Source organism: Paenibacillus sp. sgz302148, assembly GCF_056120465.1.
On sequence record NZ_JBVYOJ010000004.1, the window covers coordinates 284180 to 306670 of the forward strand.

Annotated in this window: 21 protein-coding genes and 3 tRNA genes; 4 read left to right on the top strand and 20 right to left on the bottom strand. The window is 52.1% G+C overall.

Annotation, left to right across the window (positions count from 1 at the left end; genetic code table 11):
- Nucleotides 1-16: 16 nt before the first annotated feature.
- A complete protein-coding gene (locus AC0LWM_RS08465; protein ID WP_474674471.1) occupies nt 17-1018 on the bottom strand; it encodes a Gfo/Idh/MocA family protein in 1002 nt (333 codons plus the stop codon).
- Nucleotides 1019-1136: 118 nt separating this feature from the next.
- Between AC0LWM_RS08465 and AC0LWM_RS08470 the strand changes: the two genes are divergently transcribed.
- The 3 genes from AC0LWM_RS08470 to AC0LWM_RS08480 all read left to right on the top strand — a co-directional run bounded on the left by AC0LWM_RS08470 (nt 1137) and on the right by AC0LWM_RS08480 (nt 3898).
- Nucleotides 1137-1970, top strand: coding sequence for an AraC family transcriptional regulator (locus AC0LWM_RS08470; protein WP_474674472.1), 834 nt, complete (start codon nt 1137-1139; stop codon nt 1968-1970).
- A 90-nt stretch (nt 1971-2060) separates the two neighbouring features.
- Nucleotides 2061-3002, top strand: coding sequence for a protease complex subunit PrcB family protein (locus AC0LWM_RS08475; RefSeq protein ID WP_474674473.1), 942 nt, complete (start codon nt 2061-2063; stop codon nt 3000-3002).
- 134 nt (nt 3003-3136) lie between these two features.
- Nucleotides 3137-3898, top strand: coding sequence for a YheC/YheD family protein (locus AC0LWM_RS08480; RefSeq protein WP_474674474.1), 762 nt, complete (start codon nt 3137-3139; stop codon nt 3896-3898).
- 44 nt (nt 3899-3942) lie between these two features.
- Here the strand turns inward: AC0LWM_RS08480 and AC0LWM_RS08485 are convergent, their stop codons facing one another.
- The 6 genes from AC0LWM_RS08485 to AC0LWM_RS08510 form a co-directional block, all read right to left on the bottom strand.
- Nucleotides 3943-4743: an anti-sigma factor gene (locus AC0LWM_RS08485; RefSeq protein WP_474674475.1), complete on the bottom strand. Its 801-nt coding sequence runs from the start codon at nt 4741-4743 to the stop codon at nt 3943-3945.
- A 4-nt stretch (nt 4744-4747) separates the two neighbouring features.
- Nucleotides 4748-5311 (bottom strand): RNA polymerase sigma factor, encoded by a 564-nt coding sequence (locus tag AC0LWM_RS08490; protein ID WP_474674476.1) that lies wholly within the window; start codon nt 5309-5311, stop codon nt 4748-4750.
- 75 nt (nt 5312-5386) lie between these two features.
- Nucleotides 5387-6475: a stalk domain-containing protein gene (locus AC0LWM_RS08495; protein ID WP_474674477.1), complete on the bottom strand. Its 1089-nt coding sequence runs from the start codon at nt 6473-6475 to the stop codon at nt 5387-5389.
- 92 nt (nt 6476-6567) lie between these two features.
- Nucleotides 6568-8706, bottom strand: coding sequence for a HelD family protein (locus AC0LWM_RS08500; protein ID WP_474674478.1), 2139 nt, complete (start codon nt 8704-8706; stop codon nt 6568-6570).
- Between the two features lie 38 nt (nt 8707-8744).
- A complete protein-coding gene (locus AC0LWM_RS08505; RefSeq protein WP_474674479.1) occupies nt 8745-9257 on the bottom strand; it encodes a DUF6886 family protein in 513 nt (170 codons plus the stop codon).
- 59 nt (nt 9258-9316) lie between these two features.
- Nucleotides 9317-10135 (bottom strand): SPL family radical SAM protein, encoded by an 819-nt coding sequence (locus AC0LWM_RS08510; RefSeq protein WP_474674480.1) that lies wholly within the window; start codon nt 10133-10135, stop codon nt 9317-9319.
- Between the two features lie 41 nt (nt 10136-10176).
- Here AC0LWM_RS08510 and AC0LWM_RS08515 point away from each other — a divergent pair, with 41 nt between their 5' ends.
- Nucleotides 10177-10680: a hypothetical protein gene (locus tag AC0LWM_RS08515; protein ID WP_474674481.1), complete on the top strand. Its 504-nt coding sequence runs from the start codon at nt 10177-10179 to the stop codon at nt 10678-10680.
- 10 nt (nt 10681-10690) lie between these two features.
- Here the strand turns inward: AC0LWM_RS08515 and AC0LWM_RS08520 are convergent, their stop codons facing one another.
- The 13 genes from AC0LWM_RS08520 to AC0LWM_RS08580 form a co-directional block, all read right to left on the bottom strand.
- On the bottom strand, nt 10691-11365 hold the full coding sequence (locus AC0LWM_RS08520) for a uracil-DNA glycosylase (protein WP_474674482.1): 675 nt from the start codon (nt 11363-11365) through the stop codon (nt 10691-10693).
- Nucleotides 11366-11470: 105 nt separating this feature from the next.
- Nucleotides 11471-11547, bottom strand: a tRNA-Ile gene (locus AC0LWM_RS08525).
- 12 nt (nt 11548-11559) lie between these two features.
- A tRNA-Met gene (locus tag AC0LWM_RS08530) sits at nt 11560-11636 on the bottom strand.
- Between the two features lie 55 nt (nt 11637-11691).
- A tRNA-Met gene (locus AC0LWM_RS08535) sits at nt 11692-11768 on the bottom strand.
- A 110-nt stretch (nt 11769-11878) separates the two neighbouring features.
- Complete coding sequence (locus AC0LWM_RS08540) at nt 11879-12043, bottom strand: hypothetical protein (RefSeq protein WP_474674483.1); 165 nt, start codon at nt 12041-12043, stop codon at nt 11879-11881.
- A gap of 142 nt (nt 12044-12185) precedes the next feature.
- A complete protein-coding gene (locus AC0LWM_RS08545; RefSeq protein WP_474674484.1) occupies nt 12186-12746 on the bottom strand; it encodes a phosphatidylglycerophosphatase A family protein in 561 nt (186 codons plus the stop codon).
- Between the two features lie 112 nt (nt 12747-12858).
- Complete coding sequence (locus AC0LWM_RS08550) at nt 12859-14346, bottom strand: ABC transporter substrate-binding protein (protein WP_474674485.1); 1488 nt, start codon at nt 14344-14346, stop codon at nt 12859-12861.
- Nucleotides 14347-14351: 5 nt separating this feature from the next.
- The gene (locus tag AC0LWM_RS08555; protein ID WP_474674486.1) at nt 14352-15236 is read right to left on the bottom strand and encodes an ABC transporter ATP-binding protein; all 885 of its coding nucleotides are present in this window, start codon (nt 15234-15236) and stop codon (nt 14352-14354) included.
- A 3-nt stretch (nt 15237-15239) separates the two neighbouring features.
- Nucleotides 15240-18209, bottom strand: a complete 2970-nt coding sequence (locus AC0LWM_RS08560; protein ID WP_474674487.1) for an ABC transporter permease — start codon at nt 18207-18209, stop codon at nt 15240-15242.
- The gene (locus AC0LWM_RS08565; RefSeq protein ID WP_474674488.1) at nt 18209-19345 is read right to left on the bottom strand and encodes an efflux RND transporter periplasmic adaptor subunit; all 1137 of its coding nucleotides are present in this window, start codon (nt 19343-19345) and stop codon (nt 18209-18211) included. Before AC0LWM_RS08565 ends, AC0LWM_RS08560 begins: the two co-directional genes overlap by 1 nt.
- Nucleotides 19305-20105, bottom strand: coding sequence for an ABC transporter ATP-binding protein (locus AC0LWM_RS08570; RefSeq protein ID WP_474674489.1), 801 nt, complete (start codon nt 20103-20105; stop codon nt 19305-19307). Before AC0LWM_RS08570 ends, AC0LWM_RS08565 begins: the two co-directional genes overlap by 41 nt.
- Nucleotides 20106-20262: 157 nt before the next feature.
- Nucleotides 20263-21378 carry an ABC transporter permease gene (locus AC0LWM_RS08575; RefSeq protein WP_474674490.1) on the bottom strand — a complete coding sequence of 372 codons (1116 nt, stop codon included), beginning with the start codon at nt 21376-21378 and terminating at the stop codon, nt 20263-20265.
- Complete coding sequence (locus AC0LWM_RS08580; protein WP_474674491.1) at nt 21378-22334, bottom strand: ABC transporter ATP-binding protein; 957 nt, start codon at nt 22332-22334, stop codon at nt 21378-21380. The genes AC0LWM_RS08575 and AC0LWM_RS08580 overlap by 1 nt, the downstream gene beginning before the upstream one ends.
- Between the last annotated feature and the right edge of the window lie 157 nt (nt 22335-22491).

Consider the following 22491-nt stretch of genomic DNA (forward strand, 5'->3'; position numbering starts at 1 on the left):
TTATCTCCATTTCCGATTAGGATAGATTAATTCGTTTTTTCTGACGCGCAGACGCCAGACACGCATCGATAACTTTCATGTTGTTTACGGCATCTTGAGGCGCAAAGCGGAGCGGCGTTCCTTCAAATACGGCTTTAGCAAAATCGTCTACCTGCAGCACATATTGGTTCGGTACCGATACCGTTTCCTCGCGGCGCTGCCCTCCGCTCACAACGATAAACCCGTCCGTCCCCGGACTTGCGACGAAGGCCGAAGGGATTTCAATCCGTCCCGACGTGCCGAGAATTTCGAACGTGTTGCGGAAATCGGCCCACATACCGCAGTCAAATGTCAATGAGACATCGCCTTCAAACTCAATCAAGCCGGAAGCCATCATATCGACATCCCCGTGCTCCGGCGAAAACAACGCCCGAGCTGTAACCGCTTCCGGTTCCTTGCCCATAATAAGCCGTGCCGCGCTGATCGGATAACAGCCTATGTCATAAACCGACCCGCCCCCCCATGCGGCAACATAACGAAAGTTAGACTTGTCCCCCGCGTTATTGAACGTAAACGTGCCGTGCAACCCGCGAAGCTCTCCGATTTCGCCCGAACGGACGATTTCGGCGATGCGTTCGTACCGCGGATGGTGTCGGTACATGAACGCCTCTGCCAGCAGTACGCCTGCGCGTTCTGCTGCCGTGACCATCTCCTCCGCTTCGCTTGCCGTAAGCGCCATCGGCTTCTCGCATAAAATATGCTTGCCCGCCTCCGCAGCCCGAATCGCCCATTCGCGATGCAAATGGTTCGGCAGCGGTATGTACACTGCATCAATATTGTCGTCAGCCAATATTTCTTCGTACGAGCCGTACGCCCTCGGAATGCCTAGCTGTTCCGCCGTTGCTTTCGCTTTCTCCAAGCTTCGGCTCGCAATGGCCAGGACAGTACCGCTCGTAGATTGTTGAATCGCCGGAATGACGGCGCCTTTCGCAATGCCGGCGCAGCCGATAATTCCCCAGCGCAAAGTTCGATCGCTCATTGCACACCCTCTTTTCTTTATAATTAATTCGATATTGTTATTATAAATGTGAAGGTATAAAATGAAAATGGCACTATATTGACGTGCCTACAACAATATTGTTATCGGAGAGTTGCTCATGGAAACCCACTTCACGCTGCCGACCATCAGTGACAAGCAATTTTTCTGTTTTCCCGAATCGGTCGGTTATAATATCCGGAGTGCGGATCACAGCGTGACCCGCGAGGTAGGCACCCGCAACGATTTTAATATTCATTTCGTGACGAACGGCAAAGGCTACGTCGAAATCGACGGAATCGCGCACACGCTGCATAAAGGCGACGCCGTCTTGTATTTTCCGCTGCAAGCGCAGCGCTATTATTCCGACCTCGGCGATCCGTGGGATGTTCGGTTTGTTCATTTTTACGGCCACCTGCTCAAGGACTTCCTTATCGAAAAAGGACTGCACCGCTCGCAATTGTGGACGATGCGGCAATGGAAGCCGCTCGAGCAGGCATTCGAAGCGTTGACGGCTGAAATGAACGAGAACAAATTCCTCTACCCTTCCCGGTTGTCCATGCTAACCTACGGTATACTGACCGAATTCATCAACCAGGCCGTTCCGCTCACGCCGAATAAAGGCAGCGACAATATCGACCGCATCATTCAACTGCTGCCCGACATGCAGAACTCCGCTTGCCTCCCGTTTTATTTGGATGAGTGGGCGGACCGCGCCAAGGTGAGCACATATTATTTTTGCAAATTGTTCCGCCAGGCGACCCAAATGACTCCGCTTACGTTCATCACCTTATGCCGCATCCGCCATGCCAAACAAATGCTCTTGGAGCACAAGGACGCCACGATCCAGCAAATCGCCCATGAGTCGGGGTACCCCAGCGTCAGCTATTTCAACAAGCGATTCATGGAGCAGGAGGGCATGACGCCTTCGGAATATCGCAATCAATACTTTTAACTCGCGCTGCAACCTTTGTACAGCATCGGCCGTCTGAGGAATTACAAAGAGGAAATACATTCTAATTGAGCTGAAAAGGAGCTGTTTGTGGTGAGAAAGAAGTGGAGCGTCGTCCTATTGTTGATTTGCGCGTTCATGCTGGCTTTGGGCGGATCGGTATCCGCCGTTGGATTTGACGATTTGAAAGACGAGGCAGGCAAAGATAAAATCGAAGCTTTAAAGGAGAAAGGTTTGCTGCAAGGCATCTCCGACCGGAAGTTCGGACCGAAGAAGCAGCTGACGAACGCGGAAGGCATCGCATTGATCGTCAAAGGATTGGGACTGAACCTCGACACGATCAGATTTATTAAAGCGCCGCTGGCGAGCGACTATTATACGAAAATTTCCGACAAAGCGTGGTATGCCGGGGCGTTCGTCATCGCCCAATACAAAGGTCTGGAAGTGCCCCAAGATATCGATCCGGGCAAAATGATGACTCGCGAGCAATTCGCGAACTACCTGTACAAAGCGCTGATTACGAAAATCGATCTGGTGACGACAGAGCAATTCATCGTCCTAAAAGATGACAAAGACGTCGATTCGAACTACATGAACGCCATTCAGAAGCTGCTTATCATTCAAGTCGCGAGCCTGGACAAAAACGAAAAGTTTTATCCGAAAAAAGCGATCACCCGGTACGAAGCTGCGGTCATGCTGGCGAATACGGTCGACTATTTGGACAACCAGAAGGTAAGCGAGCCGACCAGCGATATCGTGACGCTAAATGTCAATAAAGTCGACAGCGAAGTTAATAAAATCACGATTTCCCGCGGCAAAAAACCAACCGGCGGATATTCGATCGCGATCGATCGGATCGATTTCAGCGGCGACCAAGCGATCATCTACTATTCGACGCAAAATCCGGCTCCGGGCACGATCGTAACGCAAGCGATTACGGAACCGAAAGCCGTCACGTTCATTTCGACCAAATATAAGCCGGTATTGCAAAAAATCGAAAACGTGCCGCTTCAGCCAACAGGTACGACGAACTAATCGATTTAATCGAAACCTCGCATCGCCAGTGAATCTTCCGCTGGTTTTGCGAGGTTTTTGCCGTTATACCCTCACCCGTCCATCCCATCCACAATAAGCTGTAGAAAAGGACGAGAGGACGATGATGTCACCCGATGGCCAGTTCCAAATGGAGCTTACACACGTTCTACAGCAAGGATGCCCGTTTCCGCCCTTATTTGCCGGACACCGCATTGTTCAGTCGAAAATCGTTGGCCCGGTTCGCAAACCGGTACAAGGTCGTTTATGTCAAGCCTGACTTGCGTCATGGCGGCACAGGCATCATTCAAGCGCGCAAAACCGATGCCGGCTATTCGTTCATCCGGATCAAAGGCAAACCGACGCACGCCTCAACCGCCGATGAGCTGTATACCCGTATCCGTCGTCTGACGACAGACCCGAAATACATTGTGCAGCAAGGCGTTCCGTTAGCTACGATTCATGGCCGGACGTTCGACATTCGCTCTATGATGATGCGCAAACCGGGCGGGGTTTGGCAATTTTACGGATTGCTCGCCAAAGTGTCGGGCAAAGGGAGCGTCATTAACAATGTGCTGCGTTCCGGGGGCTATATCATACCGTTCGAGCAAGCCCTTCGCCAGTCCTTCGGCTACAATTCCGGCCAGATTGACGATATGAAGAAGCGTCTTATTCGATTAAGCCATCAAATCAGCAATCGGTTTAACCTTTACAAAGCGACGACGACGGAAATCGGCATCGATTTCGGGCTCGACCGGCACGGGAAGCCATGGATTATCGAAGTCAATTTCGATTTGCCGTGGCTTTCATTGAACATGTTCAAGCATTTGCCGGATCGATCGAATTATTTCCGCATGCGGAAGATGAAACTGCTCATACAAGCTATGCGCAAAAAATAATCAACCGATCCTCGAGGTGTCGAACGGGTTGCTATACCCGTTTCTTAAGATGGCGTCCCGAGTATTTTGCGGCCTCGAGGCTGAGTCCCTTTCGAATCGGGCTCCAAAGTTATGCCGATGGCATCAAATTGTCTTTTGGCATCCGGCAGCTCATATGTCAAGACGCCTAAGCCGCTCGCATCGACCTGGAACGTTCCCGCATTGTCGCGTTGTCCGTCCCGGATTAACCACACTTGATATGCTTGCTGATCTTGAGTCTCAGGGAGGCCGTACAAATAAACGACAAGTTTATAGCGGTCCCCCTGTTTCATGATGCACGCTTTGCCGCTCGTCTCCGCAGCGGCGGATTCCGTCGAAGCTAACGTATATACGTTCATTACTTGAGCCGGTTGATCAAGAGGCGCTTCCGCGAGCTTGACTCGCTCCTGAACCAAGCTATAATTCCACAACGTTGCCGAAACAATAACAATGAGCGCCGCCGCCGACCAAACGAACGGTAAAACGCCCCTTCTCCTGCGTCCGCGTTCGCGGAACCTTTCCTTGACCGCTTGAGAAGGCGGCACTTGCCCGGCTTGCTTGAATTGCGTCGATTGCGAAGACTGCGGCTTTTGCGGCTCTTGCTCGAAAATAGCCCCCATCACCTGCGCTTTCAAATCATGGGGCACCTCCGCCTCCTCCACGTTCGTCGACAGTAAATTCCACACCTGCTTCATCTCCACCAGCTCCTCCCGGCAGTTGGGGCAGCTCTGCAAATGAACTTCGTACAGCAGGCGTTCTTCGAGCGTACATTCCCCTGCCACATATGGAATCAGCATGCCGCAATGTTCGTTTTGATTTTGTTGCACCCGGTCAGCCCTCCTTTCCCACGAGCAAATGTTTGCGCAGTATCGTTAGCGCTTGATGCAGGCGGCTTTTGACCGTTCCGACCGGCACGCCTTGCAGGACGGCCAGCTCCGACAAAGTATGGCCCTTCCAATAGACATGATCGATCAACTCGATCTGATGATCCGATAAATACCGATACGCTTGTTGGATATATTGCTTCATCATGCTTCGATCGACGATATGTTCCGGCGCATATTCCGGTCGGTCGGCCAACTTTCCCCACTGTTCCGGCTCCAGGCGAACGGCGGCTTGCTGCCGCTTCTCTCGCCGTACATAATCGATCGTGATGTTTCTTGTTATTGTCAGCAGCCAATTGACGAATTGGCCTTTGGCCGGATCGTACTTTTCCGTCGTCCATAACCGGGTAAACACGAGCTGAACGATTTCCCGCGAAGCCTGCTCCTGCTTGGTCGCCTTCATCGCAAACGAATAAACGAGCCGGACATACCGGTCGTACAGCTGCTCCAAAGCAGGACGTTGCTTGTCGATGACGTCATGCATCAGCTCCGCATCCGTTTTGTTCTCCATGCGCTCGCATCCCTCCTTCGCCGCAAAGCCCGATGCCGGACTCTTGGATCCGTTACGCATCGGGCAGCAGCAGTATTATTTTACGACAATGACCGCTTTCATGAATGAAGCATGCGGCTTGCAATAGATCGGGAACTCCCCGGCTTTGTCGAACGTTACCTTGAACGTATCCCCTTTGTTCATATCGCCGCTGTCGAACGATTTGTCCTCCGCGGTTACCGTATGTACGGCATCGTCCTTATTCGTGAAAATAACGGTTGCACCCGCCTCGATCTCCAGTTTTTTCGAGCTGAACGCGAAATTCTCAAGATCGACCGTGTATGTCTTCGACTCCGGTTTCCCTTTCGGATCCTCGGCAGGTTTGTTCGGCGTTGAACCTGTGGAATCGGCTTTGCCCGAGGTGTCCGTCGTGCCAAACATGATCGTTTGCTTTACGGCCGGTTGAATCGGTTTATGGTCGTTGCCGACAAGCTGCACCGTCAGCATGTGATGGCCCGGCTTAACCTTATCGAATTCGATCGGTTTGCCGTCGATCTGCTTGTAAGCGATTTTCGGATCGCTTGGGTCCGTATCGAGCCAAACGTGAATGTGGCCTTGTCCCGTAGCCGGCGACTGATTCGTGCGAAAATCTTTCAACTCATGCTGAAATACGGCGATTGAAATTGTGAGATGATTCGTATTCAGCACATCGCCTTCCTTCACCCCGAACACTTTGAACCCGGGCGCAGCCGGAGCAGCCAATGTGACCGTTTTTGCTTTACCGTCGAAAGCGACGTTCAGCCCGAACGTTTCCGACACGAAACGAAGCGGCACATACGTACTGCCTTTGACCAGCAGAGCCGGGACGTCGATCTGGACGTCAACGCCATTAACCGATGCGGTTTGCGAACCGATACGCAATCCGACTTCGGTGGAACCTTTTTTCACCGTTACGCGATTTAGCTTGGCATCCCAATTGACGGAAGCGCCCAAGGTTTGGGCCAACGCCCGATACGGCACCAGAATCGAACCGTTGTGCTCATAAATTTGCCCGAGCTTAAGCGATTTCCCATTCATCATCAATTGAAGCGGGGATTGCTTGGTTTCAGCCGCCGCAGCGCCTTGCGCCCCGACCATTAGCAGGAATGCAAGCGTCAAAACCGCCATCATCCATTTTGTTTTCATTCGTATCGTCCTCCCCTAAAATGTTGTTTCATCTTAAGGTAACGAATGACGGATGACAGCGGTTCGACGGATACGATAAATTTTTTTATCCTTTATGCGTCGCTTCCAGAACCGACCGGCTCTTGGCGGATGGAGCGGATAAGCGGGGATGCCTCTGCCGTATGATGCAGCACGAGCTTGTGCAGTGCGCGCGTGCAGCCGACATAGAGGAGCTTCACTTCCATTTCCGATTCGCCGTAGCGCTTCGTGTCGACATCGATGAGCAGCACCGCATCGAACTCGAAGCCTTTGCTGAGATATACGGGCAGGACGGAGACTCCGCCGCGGTATTCGTTCCGCTCAACCGTCAATAACGTCGCCGAATGCCCCTGATTTTCCAAATACTCGTACACCGACAAGCAGTCCGCTTCCGTACGACCGATAACGGCGATCGTATTCATGCCGGCCTCCTTAAGCGCCCGAACCGTGCTCTCAATCGTCCCGAGCCGATCCGGCGTCTCGACACGGACGACATCTACCGGCTCTCCGCTCCGGAATACCGGCTCCGCCAGCGTGACCGGCTCGCCGACGCTGGAAATGACGGCGTTCGCGAATCGGATGATTTCCATCGTCGACCGGTAGCTTCGGTTCAACTTAAAAAACGCCGTTTGCTCCTGATCGAACATGTCCAGGAACTGCGCCCAATCGTGAATGCCGTAATGCACGTGGATGCCTTGCGACAAATCGCCGAGAATCGTGAACGAATCGCTTTTGGTGAACTGCCGCAGCACGGCCAGCTGGAACGGCGAATAGTCCTGCGCTTCATCGATGACCGTATGGTCAAAAAACTGGGCGCTGTCTTTGCCATGGATTCGATAATGGATCAGCACAAGCGGCGCCAGATCCTCCGGATACAAAGAATAAGCGACGCCGGCCGGCAGCTCCTCCAACCAGGATGTATGAAGATACGCCGGAAAGCTTTTTCGGTTCAGAAGCTGCTTGTATAGATCGACGGCGCTGAAGTCCGGCCAACCTTTCAGGTAGGCCCGCAAGCGTTGTCCGGACTTCGTTTTGAACGCTTTGCGCCGCTTCGGATCGCCGACCCGCTCCAGCTCCATCCGAATCCACCGCTCAATACGGGCGACGACCCGCTGCCGGCGTTTCGCAACCGGGTAATGCTTGTACTCATTATCATACCATTCGCGGATTGTCTTAAGCGGAAGTTTGGCCGTTTCCCACGGTTCGAAGTCTTCCGAAGGGACGCATGACGTTTCATATCCTGCCAGGCAGCGGTCAACCCATCCCATAAACCGAAGCGAGCCTTTGTACAGCATTGGCAGCTCATCGGTAACGTGTTCACCGGTTGGGGTGCCTGAGGATTTCCGCTCGAACCACTGGAACTGCCGGGCTACGGAATCAGCCGAAAGCTTGACGCCGAGCAGCGAGGAAGCCCATTCGGCAAACGTCGTTTGCTGGATTTCCCCTACGCCGAGTTCGGGAAGCACATCGGATATGTAATCGATGAACATCCGGTTCGGTGCGAAAATAATCATTTTATCGGCACGGATCGTTTCCCGGTATTGATATATCAAATAAGCGAGACGATGGAGCGCCACCGTCGTTTTCCCGCTTCCCGCAACCCCTTGGATGACAAGCGCCATCCCTTTGGGCGACCGGATGATCCGGTCCTGCTCCTCCTGGATCGTCGACACGATGTCGCGAAGCCGGTTATCCTTGTTCTCGCCCAGCCGGTACAGCAAGTAATCGTCCGCTACGCCGAGATTGTCGCCGCCTTTGACGTAGCTGTCGACAACGCGCTGCAGCTCTTGCTTCCGAATGGCGAAATTGCGCTTCAGCAGCACTTCGCCGCTCACTTCCCCGTCCGGCGCCGTATACGTTCCAGGCCCGTCACCGCCCGTAAACGAATAGAACATACTCGCGACGGGAGCCCGCCAATCCACGACGACCAGCTGGCTGTTCTCCTCGTTGTCAACGCCTCGTTTGCCTATGTAATAAGGGATCGTGGCTTCGGTTCCCTCCTCATGAAAATCCAATCGGGCGAAATAAGGCTCCGAGGCCGCGCTCATCAAATTACGGCGCCGCATTTCATTCTGGTAATCGAGCGCCTGTAAGGCCGGATCATCTCCGTAATAACGCTCCGTACTCATGGCGGATAACCGTTTCTCGATCAAAGCGATCGTTTCCTGCAGCTTCCGCCGCTCCTCGGCGAAATGCTCATGCTGTTCACTCATCGTATTGCTCCCCCTTCCGAGAACTCGTTTTGTAATCGTTATGGAATCGCATTTCTGAATCGAATGATTGAAAAATCGACGGTCGAAGCGATGATCGCGTCCCGTAGCGGGTATAGCGACGGTGTGAAACGCAATTCGATGCCGCCTTGAATGAGATTGCCGATCAGGTCGCCGGCAGGCTCAACCATAACGGGCGTCACGGTTTCGTGCGAAACGTAGTAACCCGCCGTATCGTCGGGACCTATCATGCGGAACGTTTCCTCCGGCATTGTGTAACGGTACAATTTCACGTGGCGTATACGGTCCAGCCAGCGATTTTCAACCGCCATAATTTTGTTTGCAACCGAATGGCCGAAAAACGTTTTTTCGTCTTCCGGCGTCGTGTTTTCGCATCTCCAATAGATCACCCGAGGGCAGTCTCGCGGCAGCATGTAGTGCAGCGAACGGGCCTCGTCAAGCGCCCAAACGACGGGCTCCATCGCCGGGTCGCGCTCAACGGGGCGAGGCACGAATATCGGAATATCGGGTTCTTCGCTGAAATGGTACAGCATTTCGATCATCTCCCCCACTCTATGAACTCATCCGTTTGGAACACATTTCCCGACGTACTTCACGGTAAAAATCCCGCTTCACTCACATAAACCGAGCCTTCAGGAAATGTCTTTCGGAGCTGATCAAGTACACGGACATAGGCGCCCCGCTCATACCAATCGGTTAAGCCAAGTCGCTCATAGATGGTGCGGACGCCGTTCCGTTCCGTCCGTTTGCCGCCGCTTCCGTCACCCATCGCATAATCGTCGATGCAAACGCGGTTCACGATGCCGGCTAACGTTGTTGCAAATTGATCGGAGCAAGGAAGAACAGGCGCGATCGTCGCTTGTACCGGGATACCGGCCTGCACCAGTTCCCGCAAAGCGGCCAGTCGACCGGCGATCGGCGGCGCGGCAGGCGTAAACGCCTTTCGCATGTCTTCCAAATCGGTTTCAACCGTCATACTGATCCGTATGCGGTCGCCGAATGCCGCGAACAAATCGATATCCCGCGTCACGAGCGGACTTCGCGTCTGCACGAACAGGAAATCGGGTTGATTGTCAAGCATCGCCGTCAGCAAGGATCGAGTAATCCGTTCCTTGACCTCTGCCGGTTGATAAGGGTCGGTGCTCGAAGACATAAAAATCGTAACCGGACCTTTGCGCTTCGCGCGAACGAGTTCTTTGCGCAGCAGCTCGCCCGCATCGGTTTTTACATCTACCCAGGTACCCCAAGCCTCCTCGCGGAACAGGGCCACGGGCATTTGCTTGACATAACAATACGAACAGGCAAACGAGCATCCGGCATAAGGATTTAGCGTATGCGTATACTTCGCAAGAAACCCGCTGGCCGGATTCAATAGCCGTTTTGGCGTTTTGTGCGATAGGTTCACATTCATTTTGATCACCGCTTCGTAAACAAGCAAGATTTAGACATGACATGGAAAATGGACGGCGGACGACAAGTGATATTAGTCATATGTGCGTTGATGCTTGTGCAGTAACTTGCAGAGACAAAACGAAGAAATTGAGGATTAAAAAATTAACACCTCCGTCAACCGACAATTTAGGTTTTGCAGTGACGTGTTCGGTGAATATGCGCGTAGAGAGAGCGAAAACCATCATACCAAATTTCGCCTATGAAAGGCAAGTTCTTTTTTTCTGTATCGATTTGGGACATCTAGCGCAACTTGGGAGATCCCTGTTCAATCTCAAATCAGGCAAAAAAACGCCGCTGACTCGGCTTCCCTACTCCTTGGAGCGGGTATGGCCAATCGGCGGCGACACCTATGTCGTTGCGATGCGAGATGAGAACGGTCAAAACAAAACCATGCTGCTTGACGTCAAAAGAAAAAAGCTGTCGGCTTACGATAAATTGCCAAAGTATGCCGAAATACTGGACGTGGTCGGCGGTATTCTTTATTACGCCGTGAAAACGTCTTAACAAGCAATAATCATAAGTCAGGGATCTGCCAATCGATTTCGGCCATGCCGTTCTGCCGCAGCAATGCGTTGGCTCGCGAGAACGGCTTGCTGCCGAAAAATCCGCGGTTCGCCGAAAACGGGCTCGGATGCGGCGACTTAATGACATGATGCTTGGACGTGTCGATCAACTCCAGCTTCTCGATGGCATTGTTTCCCCACAAAATAAATACGACCGGCATATCGCGTTCGTTCAGCAAGGAAATGACCCGATTCGTAAACGTCTCCCAGCCGATGCCGCGATGCGAATTCGGCGTATGCTCGCGCACGGTAAGCGAAGTATTCAGCATGAGCACGCCTTGCTCCGCCCAATGCGCCAAATAGCCGTGGTTCGGAATTCGGCATCCCAGATCGTTCTGCAATTCTTTAAACATGTTCTTGAGCGAAGGGGGCTGGGCAATGCCGGGCTTTACCGAAAAGCTTAAGCCATGGGCTTGTCCGGGCCCGTGATAAGGATCTTGTCCCAAAATAACGACTTTCGTCTCTGCAAAAGGCGTAAGGTGCAGCGCGGCAAATATATCGTACATATCGGGGTATACCGTCGCCGTAGCATATTCTTCCTTCAAAAACTGCCGTAGCTTCTGGTAATACGGTTTCTCAAACTCGTCTTCCAATAACGGCACCCAATCGTTCTTTAATATTCCCATGACTAGCTCCCTTCTCCCTAATCCTTTACTGCTTCCTCGATCGATCGTATATGTATGAAAAACTTCGGATAAAATAAAAAAAACCCTATAAAATAGGTTTTTCGTTGGTGGGCCCTGAGGGACTCGAACCCCCGACCAATCGGTTATGAGCCGACCGCTCTAACCAACTGAGCTAAGGGCCCTTATAAAGAATTTGGTTGCGGGGGCAGGATTTGAACCTGCGGCCTTCGGGTTATGAGCCCGACGAGCTACCGGGCTGCTCCACCCCGCGTCGTATTGAACCAATCGCTCCGATCGACAGAGCTAGGATCCTTTATAAGTTATTTTGGTTGCGGGGGCAGGATTTGAACCTGCGGCCTTCGGGTTATGAGCCCGACGAGCTACCGAGCTGCTCCACCCCGCGTCATTGTAACGAACAATCTACAAATTCCGTTGCACCCTCAATTAATAGCGGCAAAAATAAATATACACCATTTGGCACACATTAGTCAACACTTTTTTTCATAACTGCGGCTATGGAACAAACCGAACGCCGAATCGGCCTTTGCGGGACTGGAAAACTTCGATTTCCCGCGGCGTCTCGTAGCCATAGATCCACCAATCGTTCTCCATCCTTTTTACCAAGCAGCCTGCTTGAAACTTGCTATCGTACAATTTAACCCAATAAATCCATTTCATTCGGCGAACCTCCATACATACAAAGGATATATTATGCTTTATCTATATATTTGCCCAAAATCGGCTAAATTATCGCATACATAAAAAGCTCTTCACCGTGAACCGAATAGGTGAAGAGCTGCCATATCATCTTATTCGAGCTTTAGCTTGCGTTTTCTTCCGACTTGTTCTGATTCTCCGATTCACGGAGCTGTTCGTCCCTTTCCTCTTCATCGCGGAAGCGATGGGCGATACGGCTGGAAGCCGAAGCCGCGATGCTGGCTACTAGATCGTCAAGAAACGTATGCACTTGCCGGCCAACCTTCGTATCGAGTTTTTTGATGATGCCGATTTTATGTTTGTCCAGGTGGCCGAACGTCGTGACGGCAATGCTGCCGTAACCTAACACGGAGCCCAATGCCAACGTCTCGTCGCAACCGAATAATCCTTCGTCGGTTTCTACGATGGATTGCAGCGGCTCGGACAATAATCCTTTCTCCGCCAGCGTGTCCAGCTCGATTCCTACTAATAAAGCGTGCTGCAGCTCGCGTTTTTCGAGCACGGCGCGAACGCTGTCGAGACACGATTCGATCCGCAATTCCGAAATATAGGGGGACTGCATTTCATAAACGATTTCTGCGATATCTTCTAGCCTGACGCCGCGATCCTCAAGCTTCTTCAGGACAGCTTCCTTGACTTCTTTGCTATGAACTTTGCGTTTCATGCTTTGCCTCCCCTTCCTATCATGAAGATAAATCTATTATAGCAAGGATTGATATGCAAAAACATCCCAAATGGCCCATAAGGCCATTCGGGATGTCATCTTATCCTATGAATTATTTCGCGTATACTTCAGTCGAAACGGCGCCGCCGTCCATATTAATAGGCCCATTCGGGTTCTTCTTGATTTGCTCCAGCATGGCATCGCCTTTTGTTTTGAATTCCTTGAGCGCATCCTTCACCGTCTTGGTGCCCTTCAGCACTTCATCAAACAGCGGGCGTCCGAGGTCTTGCACCGACCACAGGTTCTGGATTTTTGAGTACAGCTTCGAATCGTTCGTCGGCAGCGCAGGCGTTAACGTATAGAACGCCGCAATGTTATAGTTCAATCCTTCTCGAGGCTGAATGTACTTCTTGCGAAGAACAAGCTCATACGTATTGCGGGATTTCAGCTTCGCCCACTCATCGCTTGTTACGAATTTGATGAACTCCCAAGCCGAGTCCGGATTTTGCGCTTTGGCATTGATCGCGAGCGGATTGTTCATGCCGATCGAACCGCCAACGCCCGGGTTTTCCTGATGTGTAGGAAGCGTTACGACATCCCAATCGACACGCTGGAAGTTTTTGATTTTTTCGGCGTTTTTGTTCATGTCGAGAATACGGCTGATGTAGCCGTAATCGGAGATCACCATCGCGACCCGTCCGCCCATGAAAGGATCTTCGTTCATGATCGACCAGTCTTTGCCGTCTTGCGGCGCAATATCTTGATATTGCGGAATGATTTTATCTTTATACATGCCTGATACCGAAGTCCATACGCGCTCCCATTGCGGCGAGTCGATCGTCATTTTTTCGCCCTTCGTATCGAACATGTTCAAGCCGAGTGGCGCGGCATAAATTTGCTGCATGCTCCAGATCGGATCGCTGCCGGCGTAATTATTGAAGGAGAAGCCGAATTTGCGGTCTTTGCCTTCTCCCTTCGTCACGCGGCGCGCGAGGCTGAATATATCGTCCCATGACATATTATCCGTCGGCGGCTCGACTTGAGCGTCCGTGAACATCTTCTTGTTATAGAACAACGCCGAGGAATAGAACGTTGGTGAAAGAGCGTACAGGTTGCCGTCTCCACTTAACGCTTTCAGTCCTTCAACGACGGTAGGAACGAATTCGTTCAGATCGATTTTATCTTTTTCGATGTTCGGGTTAAGCGAAACGAGCATGTTATCATTGATCAAATCTTGCATCATCTCGAAGCTCGGAATGATCAAGTCCGGCGGATTCGGTCCGGTCAGCATCTCTTTCACTTTTTTCAGCTGATCTTCCGGTTTTTCTTGCTGCGACGAATCGTAACCATACCGATTTCCGCTAACGGCCGAGACGATTTCAACTTTAATATTGGGATGCGTATATTCGAAAATGTCCGTTAACTGCTGGCGCAGGTACGTATCGTCATCGCCGTAGCCGTATACGGTGCCGATGCGAAGCACTTTCTGCTGCTCCGCTTCCCCTGTATTTTTGCTGCACGCCGCCATAAGCGGAATCGTTAACGATAACGTCAACGAAACGACGAGCAGCTTCTTGATAGTCCCCGATTTGCGTTTCATTATGTTTACCCCTCCAATGAATTAGGTGCCTTGATGACGATTTTTTCCCCGTCAAATTCCATCGAAACCTTATCCTTCACTTGCAATGCCTCCAGGAATGTCTTCGGAACCTGAAGTCGCCCGACTCGGTCGACGACGACATACTCCTCATGGGCTTGATCCGTGGTGCCGATTCGGGCCGCGACCTCTTCCCCGGCATGATCCAGATTCGGATTTCGTTTAATAAATTCCGTGCTCGTTAACCCGTCACGGATCGCGACGACACGGTCGACTTTACCCGCGAGCGACAAGTCATGCGTTACGATCACGATCGTAATGCCAATCTCCCTGTTCAACTTGCGGAAAATGTCCATGATCAAGTCCGACGTTTGCGAGTCGACCGAACCTGTCGGTTCGTCCGCCAATAGCATTTTGGGCCGGTTAGCCAGCGAAATCGCGATCGCCACCCGCTGCTGCTCCCCGCCGGACAGCTGATGCAGCTTGTTTTTCATCCGATCCTTGAGGCCCACCCATTCGAGTAATTGCTTCGCATATTCCCGATCGTATTTGCCTGTGAGCATCATCGGCATTTCTACGTTTTCGATCGCCGTCAAATAAGGGAGCAGGTTCCGCGCATTGTTCTGCCAAATGAACCCGACCGTATTCCGCTTATATTCGACGAGCTGATCGTCGGTAATTTTCAGCAAATCCCAATCGCCGACCTTCACTTGACCGGCGGACGGGCGGTCGAGACCGCCCAGAATGTTCAGCAGCGTCGATTTGCCGCTGCCGCTGTTGCCGATAATCGCCATCATTTCGCCGTCGTTCACGGTAATGTTCAGCCCTTGAAGAGCGACGACTTCGATATCGTCCGTTTTGAAAATTTTGACCAAGCCTTCGCACATGATCATCGGTTACCGCTCCTCTCCCATCTTGACCGCCTGGTGAACGCGCAATCTGCGAATGTGCAGGAACAAGAGCGTTGCTCCCGTCAGCATCATGACGCCTACAACCATGTACAGCTGCATCGTATCCTTCGCTTCGAATACGATCCGGAACGGAGGCACCTGTGTCTTGACGTTTTCCGACGTCTGCAGGAACGGCAGGAATAGAATACTTGCCAGCTTGCCGATCAGAATGCCTAACCCAATCGAAAGCCCGGCCGTAAATACTTGTTCAAGCAGCAGCATGCCGGTCAACTGCCTGCGGGACAATCCCATCGCGCGCAAAACGCCGAATTGAACGATCCTGCTCGATAGGTTAAAGAACCAATACAACAAATATCCGATCAGCGAGATAATGACCGAAACGAGAAACCCTAAGCTCAGAATGCCGAATACGCCGCCGCGTGTCGGATGCTTGCTCTGCGTGACGAGCTCGGTTCGCACGTCTTTGATATCGGCGATTTGAATGCCTTTGTCCTCAAGCTGCTTCATGAGCGGCGCCACTTTCGCTCCCGGCTGCATCTTCAGCCAAACGTCGTAAGGGATGATCGGCACCTGATCGTAAATATAGTCTAAATTCGCGATGAAAAACGGCGTTTGATCCGGGTATTGGGCAGGCCAATACGGCAATATACCCACGACGACGAACTCGACGACCTGCTGCTCGATTACGATGGAGATAATGTCTCCCGCCTTCAGCTGATATTGCTTGGCAATATTCGACGGTATAATGACGGATTGCTCGTAAGAGCCTAGCAAGTTCAAAAACTTGAATGGATGAGCAGGGAATAAGTCGTTGCGGAACCATGCCACTTTGGCGAAATCGACATTGTCGATGCCAACGACGTTCCCTTGGCCGATCGAACGCCCGGAGACGATCACGTTGCCTTTCGTCTGCAGTACACGCGCGGCGTTCTCGACGCCTTCCAGCTTGCGGAAAATTTCGAAAGGCGGTTCTGTAAAGTTGATTTTTGTCGGGATATTGTTTCCCCCGCCCGGGCCGCCTGGGCCGCCTCCGCCTTGACCTCCGCCGCCCTGGCCGCCTCCGCCTTGACCTCCGCCGCCCTGGCCACCGCCATTGCCTTGACCTCCGCCATTGCCCTGGCCGCCGCCGTTGCCTTGACCGCCTCCGTTGCCCTGGCCTCCGCCATTGCCTTTGGACGGCTGCTGCAGCTCCGGCGTTCCTTCCCAGGACGTCTTGACAATCACATCGGTACCGTATTGGTACAGCAGCCGTTCGGTCGAGTTCAAATCGATCGTACGCGCCGCCGACGAATTATATACGCCGAGGCCAAGCGTCAGAATGAGCAGCAGCATCAGCGGATAATACGATTTGGCGGACCGGGACAGCTGCGTCAGCGTCAAATAAATCGGAACCGGCAGAAACGTCTTGCCGAGCCAGTTGAAGAAGCGCAACAGCCATGGAAAAATTCGCAAGAAAAACAGTCCCAAAGCAAAAATCGATATCGCCGGAACAAAGAAAAGAAACGGCTGGACATCCAACTGATCCGTCGTTAAGCCGGTCTGGAACGAAAGAAATTGCCTTTCGTTCGACATGTACCAGCCGTACCCCGCAACCCCAATCAGCAAAATATCAAGGAACCAGCGCTGCCAGATCGGCTTGCGGTCGGAACGGGCAAGCTGCTGCTTGTAGTTGACAATCGATTGTCTCGCATAAAGCACCGCAGGAATGACGGTTGCCGCGATGGCCAGCAGGACGGCGATGATCCCGTAGATGACCGCATCGGTGCTGAAGCCGACGGGGATGGACTTCCGGTCGACGAAGGTTAAAAATCCGTTCGCCGAGCCGATGCTCTTCGCCATGAACCATCCTAGGAGCGGCCCGATAATAAGCGCGATCAGACCAAGGATGATCCCTTCCAGCATATAAATAAGTACAATTTGCCCGGTGCTGCCTCCCCGGCTTCGCAGGACGGCAATGTCGCCGCGCTGCTTGTCGAGCGACTGCCGCGCATTCATCGCAATGTAATAAAACACCATCGCGATCATCGGCGCCGCTAACGTAAACAGCAGGGTTTGCAGCTGCAGGCTGTCTTTGCGGAACTGCTTCAACAATTCGGCGAAGGAAATATCGATCTTCGTATCCTTCAGCCGCTGGTACAGCTCAATATTCAACCGCTCGAGCGTATCGCCGAGCGCTGTTAGCTGACTCGTTTGAATGTTGCGCAAATCAAATGCATAATACCAGTTCGAAAGCTGAAGAGGAACCTTCATCCCCTGCATCAGATCGTTCTTGAACGCTTTATCCGAAATGAGCAGGGCGTTCGACAACCCTTCGAAGCCTTGATACCAGTACGGGTCCGTGTCCTTCTTCGGCTTGAACGAGCCTACGATTTTGACCTTCAGCGTAATATTCAGCCCGCCGTAGATCGGATATTCGAACACGTCGCCAATATGTAAGTCATTGCGGTACATGCCGTCTTCCAGCACGATCGCTTCCACAATGTCGCCGTCCAGCTTATCGGCATACGTTGTGCCGCTGGACATGTCGATTTTGTCGGCCAGTCCGCTCATCGTCGTGATCGTCATTTGCCGGCGTTTGCTGGCATCGACCTTGTCCGGATCAACCGGGGTGATTTGCGTGCCCCGGAACGACATGATGTTCAAATAGACGGAGTATGGAAAACCGATACTTGCCGGCACGTCCTTCGCGATGTATTCATCGACGCCCTTGAGCGAAGCGAGATCGGTTTTGGCGCCGCCCGCCGATTGGTAACGGATTTGCAGCGAGCCCGCAGGCAGTCCGCTGCTCTTTTCCTGCAGCGTTTTGGCGACGACCCGCTTCAGTGCACCGTCCGCATACATCGGGATACTCGTGGAAAACGCCACCGCTACGATGAGACCGAGCAGCGAGCTAAGCGTAAGCCAGCGGGTGTTCCACATTTTGCGGTACAGAAAACGAAGCATCGGCATCTTCATTATTTACCCACTACTTTCTGCCCCGGTGTAAGTCCCTTCAAGATTTCCACCGACGTAGACGTTTGCTGGCCGATTTCGACGTCGACTTCCCGTTTTCCTTGATCGTCGACTACCTGCACGTAAGTCCGTGAGCCGATTTGACGCAGCGCCACAAGCGGTATGACAACGGCGTTTTCCTTCCGGTTCGTAATGACTTTGATGCTAAGCGGCGTGCCGCGCGAAACTTCTTTTGGCATTTTATCGATGTCGACTAGCAAATAATTGTCGATGGAATCCTGCTTCTGCCCGTTTCCGTTCGGGTCGTTGTAACCTCCATTGAAGCCTCCGTTGAACCCGCCGTTCTGATTGTTATTGTCGTCGGTCAACACGGGAAGCCGCTTGATTTTGCCAGTTTGCTTGCCCGCGCCGTTGATATCGACTTCAACGCTCATGCCAAGCGCGATTTTGTTATAATCTTCTTTATTCGTAAGCTGGGCCGCTACGGCAAGACGTGATGTATCGGCGAGCAAAGCGATCGGATCGTAAGCCTTGATCGTGGCGCCTTTCTGCACGGACACCGTTACGATCGTGCCGTCGAACGGAGCCGTTAATACGGCGTTGCCGATATCGTTTTGCAGATCCTGTAGCACTTGCCGTTTTTCTTCGAAAGCGATTTTTGCCTGTTCCAGATCAACCGGATCCATCGTGTCGCTGTCGCGCAATGTTTTTTTCATTTCCGCTTCGTCTTTGCGGAATTCGAGCTGTTTGGAGCGAAGCTGCTTCTGCAAATCGGAAACGTCCAGCTCAGCAATCGGTTGTCCTTTCTTGACGACATCCCCGGATTTTACGTAAAGCTCTTTCAGCTTCTTGCCGTCCACCTTCGAATCGCCTTTGAAGAACAAAGTCTCTTCTTGAAGCGACATCAGCCTTCCCATGCCCCCGACAGAAGTAATCAAAGTTTCGGTAACGACGTCATAACGCGGTTTTTCCGATATTTTCGGCGGATTGATCGCCGGCAGCACTTCTTCTTCGTCTTCTTTCGGGAGCAAGGAGCAACCCGAAGTAACGAGAAGCGCCGCGCTTAAAGCGACCGCAAGGACAGGCCTCGCGGTCCGCTTAGGTGTTGATGAATTTTCCGTCAACCATTTCGTAAACATGATCGGCTACCTCCAGAATCGTTGGATCGTGTGTTGTCATACATATGGTCACGTTCTCGGTTTTGATGATGTCTTGGAACACGGCCATGACTTGAGCGCCCATTTGCGAATCGAGCTCCGCCGTTGGCTCATCGGCGAGCAGAAGCGGCGGCTTGTGCGCTATCGCCTTGGCGATCGCAACGCGCTGCTGCTCGCCCCCAGACATCTCGAACGGACGGTGATACATCCTTTTGCCGAGCCCAACCATCTCGAGACAATGCTTCACGCGATCCTTCCACTGCGAGCGCGGCACGCCGGCCATGCGCAGAGCCAATTCGACATTTTCCCACGCCGACAGCAGCGGCATGAGGGCAAAAGCTTGAAATATGAACCCAATTTGCTTGCGGCGCACGTCGGTTCGCCGGTCGTCGTTCCACTGATGAAACGGATGGCCTTGGAAAAAGATTTCTCCTTTTGTCGGCTGGTCCAATCCGCCGATCATGTTCAGAAGCGTCGTTTTGCCGGAACCGGAACGTCCGCGCAGCATAACGAGCTGCCTTGGCTTCAGCTCCATGTTAATCCCTTTTAACACATGAAGCTGCCGGCTTCCGACCTGGAACATCCGTTCGACGCTGTTCACGACAAGCAATGGTTGGCTAGTCTTCACGGCTTCCAATTGTGGCTTCTGCTCTTGCTGCTGCTTTTCCTGATGCTCCTCTAGCTGCGATTCATGTTCGGTTACTTGTTCTTTATGTACTTGTTTCTGCCGCAACCAACCCATGGCTTCATCTTTCCTCCTTCCACTTCCCATCTTTACAGATTATAGACGAAAAGGCGCTGCAAAAAGTTACATATTCTACGAAAATTTTTTACTATAACCAATTGAGCTCGTATCGGCGAGCGCAGCAAATAAAAGCGCCACCCGAAGGTAGCGCCTGTCACGATTTTGCCACGGCCCTCTTGCGAAAAAGCAATGCGCCGATAACGAAAGCAACGATTCCCCAAGCGGCCATAACGGCAATATTGATCCAAAAGTTTGTGTTTACCGGGCTAGCGCCGTATACCATGCCGTCGCGGATGCCATTTGCAAAATAGGTTAACGGCAGTACGTGCGACAACGGTTTGATAAAGCTCGGAAGCATGTTTACATCGTAGAATATGCCGCTGATGAACATAAGCGCGAAGCTGAACAGATTGGCGATGCCGAAGTAAGCTTCGTTCGTTTTGCTAACCGCCGCGATCAAATAACCCAAAGCTGAGAATGACATTGTTCCGACAATGAAGACAATTAGAAAACCTGCCACATTGACATCTAAAGTTGCATTATAGAAGATAACACCAGTCAACGTCAACAAAACAATTTGGATCATGGCCAGTATAAAGCGTACGACAATGTCCGAAAAACCGAAAAGGCTCATATTCATCGGCGTCAGCTTGAGTCGTTTCAACAATCCGTTGCGGCGCATTTCCACCAAGCCGATCATGCCGAACAAGCCGGATTGGGCGACCGACAACGCGATCATCCCGGTCAGCATAAAGTCCGATGCCTTCAGGCCGATATTGCCTTCGGAAATATAGCCCGTTTGCAGCGACAGCTGCGGTGTCGTTCCGCTGTGTCCAAAATTCAGCTGCGTCATGACGTTGTTCATGATCCCGGTTACTGCCTGAGCGAGTGACGAATTCATCTTTTCCTTATTGAGCAGAAGCTCGACCTGCTTCGCATCCGTCGTTTCAGGCAGCACGATAACGGCGTCGACCGATTTGTCCTTGAGCTCCCTCTCCGCCTGCTCTCGGCTGACAGGTTCCTGCGCTTCCAGCTTCAATACATCGATGCTGCGGATCACTTGCTCGAGCTGCCTTGACAACGCGTTATCGTTAGGCTTAACAAGGGTGACGTTTGCTTCGAAAGAATCGCTTTTGCCCGAGCCTCCGAATATCGTAATGAACACAACAAGCAGAAACACCGGGTAAAGGATTGACCAAAACCATACCTGCTTCTCCCGGAACGTCATCTTCAGATTCGTGCCAAGCAGCTTCGTAAACTGGTTCCACATCAGTCACGCCACTCCTTTCCCGTAAACGCAATAAAAACGTCCTCGAGACTCATTTCCTTAATCGAGATCTGATCGACCTCTACTCCATGCTCCGTCGTATAACGAAACAAGTGGTATAAGGTCTCTTCCGGCCGCGTGGACGAAATGTTCAATTGATTGTCCCGGTGCTCGGCGTTCGTTACCGTGGCGTATTGCTTCACTTCCTCCAACAGGTTTGCTGCGTTTTCGGCGTTATCGCCGAGCGTAAGATGAATTTCTCTTACCTGGGTCAGCTGTTTGATCAGCTGCTTCGGCGAATCCAGAGCGATGACCCGGCCTTGATCGACAATACAAACCCGGTCGCTCAGCTTTTCGGCTTCCTCCATATAATGCGTGGTCAAAATCGTCGTTTTGCCAAGCTTCCTCAGCTTCAGCACGATGTCCCATATATTCCGCCTCGCCTGGGGATCAAGACCGGTCGTAGGTTCGTCGAGAAACAAAATATCGGGATCGCTGACCATGGCCAGGCCGATCGCAAGTCGCTGCTTCTGCCCGCCCGAAAGCACTTTCACCCGCTTGTTGCGATGATCCGTCAAATTAATAAGCTCCATGATTTCTTCAACCGGTCGTCTTTTGGCATAAAAGCTGGCGAATACGTCGAGATTCTCGTAAACCGTCAGTAAATCGAACAATGCACTTGTTTGCGGCTGTACGCCGATGAGCTGCTTGATTCGTTCCGCATCCTTGCTCCATTGCAGATCTTTCAGCCGAATTTCGCCGCTGTCCGGCGTTTGCAGACCTTCGATCATTTCAAGCGTTGTCGTTTTCCCCGCGCCATTCGGTCCGATAATCGTGAACACTTCGCCGGGCTCGACTTCAAAGCTGATGCCGTCGACGGCGACGACGGCGCCGAATGACTTGCGTAGTCCTTTCACCTGCACCATGGACATGCTTGCATCCCTCACTTCTCTCATCATGGCTTCACATCATTTCAATGCTGCTTAGATTATATGAAGACGGATAACGACAAAAAACCGTCCCCAGCACGTGTTAATCTCGGTCTGAAGACGGATTTGTTTTTCGAACAAAACTAAACCTCCGATCGCCATAGAAGAGCGATGCGGAGGCAACTGT

What these genes read in the sequence shown, in the direction of transcription:
- AC0LWM_RS08480 (WP_474674474.1), top strand. Translation starts at nt 3,137, where the DNA reads ATGGCCAGTTCCAAATGGAGCTTACACACGTTCTACAGCAAGGATGCC.
- AC0LWM_RS08470 (WP_474674472.1), top strand. Translation starts at nt 1,137, where the DNA reads ATGGAAACCCACTTCACGCTGCCGACCATCAGTGACAAGCAATTTTTC.
- AC0LWM_RS08510 (WP_474674480.1), bottom strand. Translation starts at nt 10,135, where the DNA reads ATGAATGTGAACCTATCGCACAAAACGCCAAAACGGCTATTGAATCCG.
- AC0LWM_RS08490 (WP_474674476.1), bottom strand. Translation starts at nt 5,311, where the DNA reads ATGGAGAACAAAACGGATGCGGAGCTGATGCATGACGTCATCGACAAG.
- AC0LWM_RS08500 (WP_474674478.1), bottom strand. Translation starts at nt 8,706, where the DNA reads ATGAGTGAACAGCATGAGCATTTCGCCGAGGAGCGGCGGAAGCTGCAG.
- AC0LWM_RS08515 (WP_474674481.1), top strand. Translation starts at nt 10,177, where the DNA reads ATGGAAAATGGACGGCGGACGACAAGTGATATTAGTCATATGTGCGTT.
- AC0LWM_RS08545 (WP_474674484.1), bottom strand. Translation starts at nt 12,746, where the DNA reads ATGAAACGCAAAGTTCATAGCAAAGAAGTCAAGGAAGCTGTCCTGAAG.
- AC0LWM_RS08580 (WP_474674491.1), bottom strand. Translation starts at nt 22,334, where the DNA reads ATGATGAGAGAAGTGAGGGATGCAAGCATGTCCATGGTGCAGGTGAAA.
- AC0LWM_RS08555 (WP_474674486.1), bottom strand. Translation starts at nt 15,236, where the DNA reads ATGATCATGTGCGAAGGCTTGGTCAAAATTTTCAAAACGGACGATATC.
- AC0LWM_RS08505 (WP_474674479.1), bottom strand. Translation starts at nt 9,257, where the DNA reads ATGCTGTACCATTTCAGCGAAGAACCCGATATTCCGATATTCGTGCCT.
- AC0LWM_RS08575 (WP_474674490.1), bottom strand. Translation starts at nt 21,378, where the DNA reads ATGTGGAACCAGTTTACGAAGCTGCTTGGCACGAATCTGAAGATGACG.
- AC0LWM_RS08465 (WP_474674471.1), bottom strand. Translation starts at nt 1,018, where the DNA reads ATGAGCGATCGAACTTTGCGCTGGGGAATTATCGGCTGCGCCGGCATT.
- AC0LWM_RS08565 (WP_474674488.1), bottom strand. Translation starts at nt 19,345, where the DNA reads ATGTTTACGAAATGGTTGACGGAAAATTCATCAACACCTAAGCGGACC.
- AC0LWM_RS08495 (WP_474674477.1), bottom strand. Translation starts at nt 6,475, where the DNA reads ATGAAAACAAAATGGATGATGGCGGTTTTGACGCTTGCATTCCTGCTA.
- AC0LWM_RS08570 (WP_474674489.1), bottom strand. Translation starts at nt 20,105, where the DNA reads ATGGGTTGGTTGCGGCAGAAACAAGTACATAAAGAACAAGTAACCGAA.
- AC0LWM_RS08550 (WP_474674485.1), bottom strand. Translation starts at nt 14,346, where the DNA reads ATGAAACGCAAATCGGGGACTATCAAGAAGCTGCTCGTCGTTTCGTTG.
- AC0LWM_RS08540 (WP_474674483.1), bottom strand. Translation starts at nt 12,043, where the DNA reads ATGAAATGGATTTATTGGGTTAAATTGTACGATAGCAAGTTTCAAGCA.
- AC0LWM_RS08520 (WP_474674482.1), bottom strand. Translation starts at nt 11,365, where the DNA reads ATGGGAATATTAAAGAACGATTGGGTGCCGTTATTGGAAGACGAGTTT.
- AC0LWM_RS08560 (WP_474674487.1), bottom strand. Translation starts at nt 18,209, where the DNA reads ATGAAGATGCCGATGCTTCGTTTTCTGTACCGCAAAATGTGGAACACC.